Source organism: Veronia nyctiphanis (assembly GCF_004116385.1).
Taxonomy (GTDB): domain Bacteria; phylum Pseudomonadota; class Gammaproteobacteria; order Enterobacterales; family Vibrionaceae; genus Veronia; species Veronia nyctiphanis.
On the sequence record NZ_PEIB01000009.1, the window covers coordinates 138,755 to 145,289 of the forward strand.

At 46.3% G+C, this 6,535-nt stretch carries 7 protein-coding genes and 1 pseudogene; 4 read left to right on the forward strand and 4 right to left on the reverse strand.

The features are described from left to right. Positions 1 to 60: 60 nt before the first annotated feature. Complete coding sequence (gene pyrE / locus CS022_RS09725) at positions 61 to 702, reverse strand: orotate phosphoribosyltransferase (protein WP_129122116.1); 642 nt, start codon at positions 700 to 702, stop codon at positions 61 to 63. Positions 703 to 807: 105 nt separating this feature from the next. Beyond that, a pseudogene (gene rph / locus CS022_RS09730) lies at positions 808 to 1,523 on the reverse strand (ribonuclease PH). 293 nt (positions 1,524 to 1,816) lie between these two features. Here rph and CS022_RS09735 point away from each other — a divergent pair. The 4 genes from CS022_RS09735 to CS022_RS09750 all read left to right on the forward strand — a co-directional run bounded on the left by CS022_RS09735 (position 1,817) and on the right by CS022_RS09750 (position 5,231). Then, a complete protein-coding gene (locus CS022_RS09735) occupies positions 1,817 to 2,680 on the forward strand; it encodes a YicC/YloC family endoribonuclease (RefSeq protein WP_129122117.1) in 864 nt (287 codons plus the stop codon). A 143-nt stretch (positions 2,681 to 2,823) separates the two neighbouring features. Beyond that, positions 2,824 to 4,059: a tyrosine-type recombinase/integrase gene (locus CS022_RS09740; protein ID WP_328590341.1), complete on the forward strand. Its 1,236-nt coding sequence runs from the start codon at positions 2,824 to 2,826 to the stop codon at positions 4,057 to 4,059. Positions 4,060 to 4,277: 218 nt separating this feature from the next. Further along, positions 4,278 to 4,679: a hypothetical protein gene (locus tag CS022_RS09745; protein WP_129122118.1), complete on the forward strand. Its 402-nt coding sequence runs from the start codon at positions 4,278 to 4,280 to the stop codon at positions 4,677 to 4,679. Between the two features lie 9 nt (positions 4,680 to 4,688). Beyond that, positions 4,689 to 5,231, forward strand: coding sequence for a hypothetical protein (locus tag CS022_RS09750; RefSeq protein ID WP_129122119.1), 543 nt, complete (start codon positions 4,689 to 4,691; stop codon positions 5,229 to 5,231). A gap of 107 nt (positions 5,232 to 5,338) precedes the next feature. Here CS022_RS09750 and CS022_RS09755 read toward each other — a convergent pair whose 3' ends face one another. Together CS022_RS09755 and CS022_RS28045 are read right to left on the reverse strand one after the other, a co-directional pair. After that, a complete protein-coding gene (locus CS022_RS09755) occupies positions 5,339 to 6,274 on the reverse strand; it encodes a PD-(D/E)XK nuclease family protein (protein ID WP_129122120.1) in 936 nt (311 codons plus the stop codon). Next, the gene (locus tag CS022_RS28045) at positions 6,240 to 6,437 is read right to left on the reverse strand and encodes a PD-(D/E)XK nuclease family protein (protein WP_129122121.1); all 198 of its coding nucleotides are present in this window, start codon (positions 6,435 to 6,437) and stop codon (positions 6,240 to 6,242) included. Before CS022_RS28045 ends, CS022_RS09755 begins: the two co-directional genes overlap by 35 nt. Positions 6,438 to 6,535 lie beyond the last annotated feature (98 nt).

Consider the following 6,535-nt stretch of genomic DNA (forward strand, 5'->3'; position numbering starts at 1 on the left):
GCATCAAAAAAAGCGGCAACATGCCGCTTTTTTATTGAGCACTTCTCGGATTGTTATGGCTTAAATACCATACTCCGCGCGGTAGGCTTTTACCGCATCCAAATGTGCGTTGTCACCACCTTGCTCTTCAAGGTACGTCACCAGCTCGCCAAGACTGACAATCGAAACAACCTGACAACCAAAATCTCTTTCCACTTCCTGAATGGCTGACAGTTCACCTTTGCCGCGCTCCTGACGGTCAATAGCAACCAACACGCCCGCCAGATCCGCACCGTTAGCCTTAATGATTTCCATCGACTCACGAATTGCCGTACCTGCAGTGATCACATCATCCACCAGCATGATTCGGCCTTCCAATGCACTGCCTACAAGGTTACCACCCTCACCATGATTTTTGGCTTCCTTACGGTTAAAGCAGTACGGCGTATCCACATCATGGTGCTCTGCCAGTGCAACCGCAGTCGTCGTCGCAATGGGAATACCCTTATAAGCAGGGCCAAACAGCACATCGTAATCTATGCCCGCATCGACAAGTGCTTCCGCGTAGAAACGACCAAGACGAGCAAGGTCACGCCCGGTATTGAACAAACCCGCATTGAAGAAGTAAGGGCTCTTACGTCCTGATTTCAGGGTGAATTCACCGAACTTCAATACTTGTTTTTCCAGAGCAAACTCGATGAACTGACGCTGATAGGCTTTCATTTTCTCTCCTGTCGATTTTCTGGCTGTTGCCGGTCTTTCCTGTCAGGCTCACGCCTGATTGGTACATTAAGTAAAAAAAAGCGGCTCGTTATGAGCCGCTTCTTATTAATTTTCGAGGGATGCCTTCTGAGCAACAACAATGTCCTCAATGCCCTGATTTGCAAGAGCCAGCATCGCATTTAATTCGTCGTGAGTGAAAGGTTCACCTTCTGCGGTACCCTGCACCTCAATCATTCGGCCATCTTCCAGCATCACCACATTCATGTCAGTTTCTGCTGATGAGTCTTCTACATACTCAAGGTCACAAATTGGCGTACCCTCAAAAATACCGACAGAGACTGCAGCGACGTGCCCTTTCATTGGATTGGCTTTCAGTTTGCCGTCAGCCACCATTTGGTTCAGCGCATCAGCCAAAGCCACGCTCGCGCCTGAAATAGAGGCCGTGCGCGTACCGCCGTCTGCCTGAATCACATCACAGTCAACCGTAATAGTGAAATCACCCAAGGCTTCAAGGTCAACCGCCGCACGGAGACTGCGCGCAATCAAACGCTGAATTTCCATGGTGCGGCCGCCCTGCTTACCGCTCGCAGCTTCGCGACGGTTACGGGTATGCGTTGCTCGCGGCAACATGCCATATTCTGCTGTTACCCACCTTGGCCTTTCCCCTTCAGAAAACGCGGCACACCATCCTCAACGGTCGCGGTACAGATTACTTTTGTCTCTCCGAATTCAACCAATACAGACCCTTCAGCATGGGCTGTAAAATGGCGGGTAAATGTTACCGGACGAATCTGACCCACTTCTCTTCCGCTTGGACGCATAGGTGCTCACCTTTTATGAAGCTAAATTTGTTAACCGGCGATTATACTCAAGTCCCCTGAAGATGCGAGTTTCATACCAAAATAAATCTGCCACATCAGAACTCAGTGGTTACAGTGACACCAGTAAGTTGGACATTCAGTCAAAATTTGGCGAAATCACATATACAGCCGTTTGCTATGGTAATAGGGTGAATGAAATTAATTTTCATCTAACGTATTGCGTTTACTGACGAGGTGACAGCAACCACGTATACTTCCCACCAATTACAGTGACAGTGACAGAGCTTATATCTATGATCCACAGTATGACCGCTTATGCCCGACGCGAAATAAAAGGCACCTGGGGCACTGCCGTTTGGGAAATCCGCTCAGTAAATCAGCGATATCTTGAAACCTTTATCAGGATGCCAGAGCAGTTTCGCGGACTGGAACCTATCATTCGAGAGCGCTTCCGCAAGCGTCTTGCACGTGGCAAGGTGGAATGTAACCTGAGGTTCGAAGCTAATGCTGCTGCGCAAACCGAGCTAAAAATTAACGAAGATTTAGCGAAACAAGTTATTCATGCCGCCAAATGGGTAAAAGACCTTTCTGGTGAAGGCTCAGTAGGTCCGTTTCAGGTGCTTCAATGGCCTGGTGTAATGGAAGCGCCTGAACAGGATATGGATCAGGTCAATAAAGCCCTTCTGGACGGTTTTGATAAGACCGTTGATGACTTTATTGCTGCGCGAGCTAGCGAAGGCGAAAACATGAAAGCCCTGATTGTGCAAAGACTTGACGCCATCAGTACTGAAACAACAAAAGTTCGCGAGAAAATGCCAGAAATATTGAAATGGCAACGTGAGCGCCTGATTGGCAAGTTGGAAGAAGCCAAAATCGAGCTCGACCCTAACCGTATCGAGCAAGAGATCATCATGTTGGCACAAAAATCGGATGTTGCGGAAGAGTTGGATCGTCTAGGTTCTCACGTTTCTGAAACCATCAAGATTTTGAAAAAAGGCGGCGCTTGCGGTCGACGCCTCGACTTCATGATGCAGGAATTCAACCGCGAGTCGAACACACTGGCATCAAAATCTATCAGCACCGATATCACGGCATCCGGCGTCGAACTCAAAGTGCTGATTGAACAAATGCGTGAGCAGATCCAGAACATTGAGTGATATTTTTAACCCGTTTTCTTTCATCGGGTTACATCAAGTTAAGATGACTTAAAACAGGCAGTTACAGATAAATTGCGTTTGTAACTGTCCTCATCTGTTTTTCCAAGTTTTCTCAAAATGGTGACCAAAATGGTGACCAAGGCGTGACCAAACTGGTGACCAAGGAGAAAATGATGGGGAAACTAAACGTCAAAACAATCCAATCACTTGTTAAGGGCGACAACAAAAAACATAGTGATGGAGGCGGACTTTACCTTTGGGTCCGAAATCCCTACAAGACCACATGGCGATTTCGCTATAGCATCGGCGACAAACGTCGAGAAATGACGTTAGGCAGTTATCCAGAACTCAGCCTCGCAGCGGCAAGAACGCAGGCACAAGCCATGCGAGACAAACTGGTTGAAGATGAAGACCCCATCGTTATCCGCCAACAGAAAAAACGCATTACAATTCGCACCGTCGATGATTTGTTTGATGACTGGTATCAAAACGATTTACTTAATCACCTCAAACATCCAGAAATCCCCTTTCGTGTTTATACCAAAGAGATCAAACCTGACCTTGGCGGCTATCGACTGAACTCCGTCGCTCCCAGCCAGATTAGAGATATCCTTTCTGCCATTCGCTACAGTGGCCGCCCCTCTATTTCTAACGATGCCCTTCTTATTCTTAAACGGCTTTTTAACCATGGCATCAAACTGGGTGTGGTGAATACCAACCCTGCCCTCGCATTTTCTACCAAAGATGCAGGTGGTGTGGAGCGAGCCAGAGACAGGGCTTTGAGTATTGATGAGCTGAAGTTTGTCTTCGATGTGTTCAGACAACACCAAACAAGCTTCAGCCGGGAGAACTATTTAGCCTGCTGTCTGTTTCTCTCACTCGGTATCAGAAAGTCAGAACTACTTGGCGCCAAATGGAATGAATTCGACCTAGAGAACAAGCTTTGGTCTCTACCCGCAGATAGAACCAAAACCTCAGTGGGTATTGATATTCCCCTTACCCAACAGGTCATAGAAATGCTGGAAGAACTCCGGCTTCGGGCCAGAGATTCTCAATATCTATTCCCCGCGAGGCGCTCCAGTAAGTACCCCCATGTAAGTCCTGATACTGTTAACCGAGCGATTGCCAAACTCTTTGGTAAGGAACCCGGCAAGAGCAAGCAACCTCCCAATAGAATGAGCCACATCGAACCTTTCCATGTTCATGACCTCAGACGAACGTTCCGAAGCCTTGCTGCATCAGTTGGTATTGCCAGTCATATTGCGGAACGATGCCTCAACCATAAGTTAAAAGGTGTGGAAGGCGTCTATGACAGATATGACTATCTGGACGAAAGGCGTGAAGCCACGAGAAGATCAGCGAACTGCTGGCACCAGTGATAGATGGTTAACAAAGGGGGCGGCGATTCACCGCCCCCCTCTACTTAATGGACTTAATACCAATAGGGGGAGCCCTGATTTAGGGCCCCCTCTTTAGTACAGGGGTGAACGATTCGTTCACCCTTGGATGAAGCATGAAATAACAAGCCTTTAGACAAAGAAACAAGAGGCCTTTATATTTGATGTCACATTAAAGTCAGATTCAGGGGGGCATAGGTTTGATAAGGGTTGTGATATTAGCCGTTGCTCTCATCCTCATAGCTTGCGGCTACTTTCATCAGATAAATGGTGGACTGTTGGTTGAGCTCGATGGCGAAATATCATTCAGCAGAGACCTTAAAAGTAGCGGGAGTGAAGATAACCTTTTCCTATTGATTGCTTTGTATGGTTTTGCTGTTTCTTTGGTTGCTGCATTACTCAACAGATGGGTAAGGGCTTGCTACTTATTCAACCTCGTTTCATTCTACTTACTCTTACTATTAATCAATTTAGATACGCCAATATTAACGTCCATCAAGTTAGGCCATAACCTACTTGCAGTAGCTTTAATCATCGTTAACATCCCTTTGCTTATTCTTGTCATCAAAAAAGATAACCACTCAAGATCGCTTGAGAAGTAACTGCCATTCATGAATATCGAAAAAATTGCAGACATCATCTGCCAAACCGCCCGTGATGAAGATATAGAACTGTCAGAACTCGCCAATGAGGGGATCTTCTGGATGCCTGAACTGGCTTTTGTTTATCAATGCGGAAAGAACATCATTCGAGAGGCTGAATCTGTCTTTGGCACATCTGAAGTCATTTGGTACCGGGAAAAGAATTATGGGAATGGAGGTCCGACTGATCTTGCTTTCGAACTCCCCAATGGTGAGTTATTGGCCATCGAATTTAAACTACGGGCCACAACCACCGCATATGAAGGTGACGTCAAAAAGCTCTGTCGAATTTCGCGTCCCCAGACAACAAGACTTTTCTGTGCATTAGTTGATGTCTTTGAATCTGTAATAACAGGAGATGACGGCCGTCAAAAACATATAGAGACCTTACCCGGCTACCGAGTCACCCCCATAAAGAAACTCTCATTTAGTACCAAACAGAACTGGTACAAAAGTCCTGTAAAGTGCGTCGCCTGTGTCTGGTCAGTAGAACTGGAATCTGAAACTAGATAGCTCAAAGCAAAGGGGTGGCCAAATCGTCCACCCCTTTTACTGGCATCGTTATTATTTAACTACATGCGCCTTATCAAACAGAGACTTAATATTAGCGAGCTCAGCAATCATCTGATTAACCATGCTTCACAGTTAGCCGTTTTACTCAGATATAAGATATCGTCTGCGGTAATACTGCGGAAATTGATCATTTTTTTTGGGTAGTCCCAGATTCGTAGGTCTCTTTTACTTCCTTCCTTTCGGTATGGTGCATCGATATGAGGAAGACGGTTTTCAGTGCCCTTTTTCTGGTCGAACTCGATACCAAAATACAGATGATGGTCCTGCTCAATAAACAATGTATATTCCGGCGCATCATCTAATCTTACTGCTTGGCGGATATAACGAGAGTTGTTTTTCCTGTCGACATAGCTCGCTACCCTTTCACCCTGCCTCCTCTGTTCTGAGAGAGAATCTTCAGTGAGAGAGCCGAATTCTCCCTTCATTCTGTCTCCGATTAACTCCCACATGGCCAGCTGATTATCAATATTGATCTCCCTGTAAGCCTGCTCAAGAGAAGGGAAGGAGAGTAGGTTGTCATCCTTTAACAGCAGTGATTTAACCTCGGCTATATGTTCCATATTATCTGTCCTGTCTGTGAGGAGGTTGATGAGAGTTTCGTACTGGATGAGTGCCTCCCTGAGCGGAGCATCTCGAGCAGCCAGTGATATAGCCTTATTTATGATGTGATGAATGTCCTGCCGATAACTCACGCATTTCACTTGGTCGATAAGGTGGCCTGCGCTCTGCTCACTTGGCTGCCTTCCATCAAGGGTGAGGTAGATAAGGTGAATAGTCTTTGCGCCTTCGTCCGTCATTATTTCGTGGTAACGGAGAAGTTGTTCCGGCTGATCGTCCGCATAAATCTTATTTTCAACCACCACCGCGATATCTCCTGCGCGAATAAGGATATCGATATTGCGATATTCAAGGAAAACCTTAGGTGTTTCACTGAGTGTGACTTCAATGTTAGATAAAAAAAAGTTCGAGAAAGCTCCTCCCATGCTGATGCCTACCCTCAGGATTTAAGAGGTCGGCAAGGAACCGTGAATGAAGGCGGACCTCATCATGAGCAGAGCGGAGTACATTAAAAAGGTTATATTTCGGTGGCTCCGAGTACCTTAGCTCTAGTTGTTTGAGCAATTCGAAAAGTTGTGGATTGAGCATAGGTCTGTGGCGTTAAATTGTGAGGGAGTAAATAGTAACAGAATGTAGTGGTCAACTCATTCCGGACAGTAAATTAGGCCGATTTTCAGCCTTCGCAG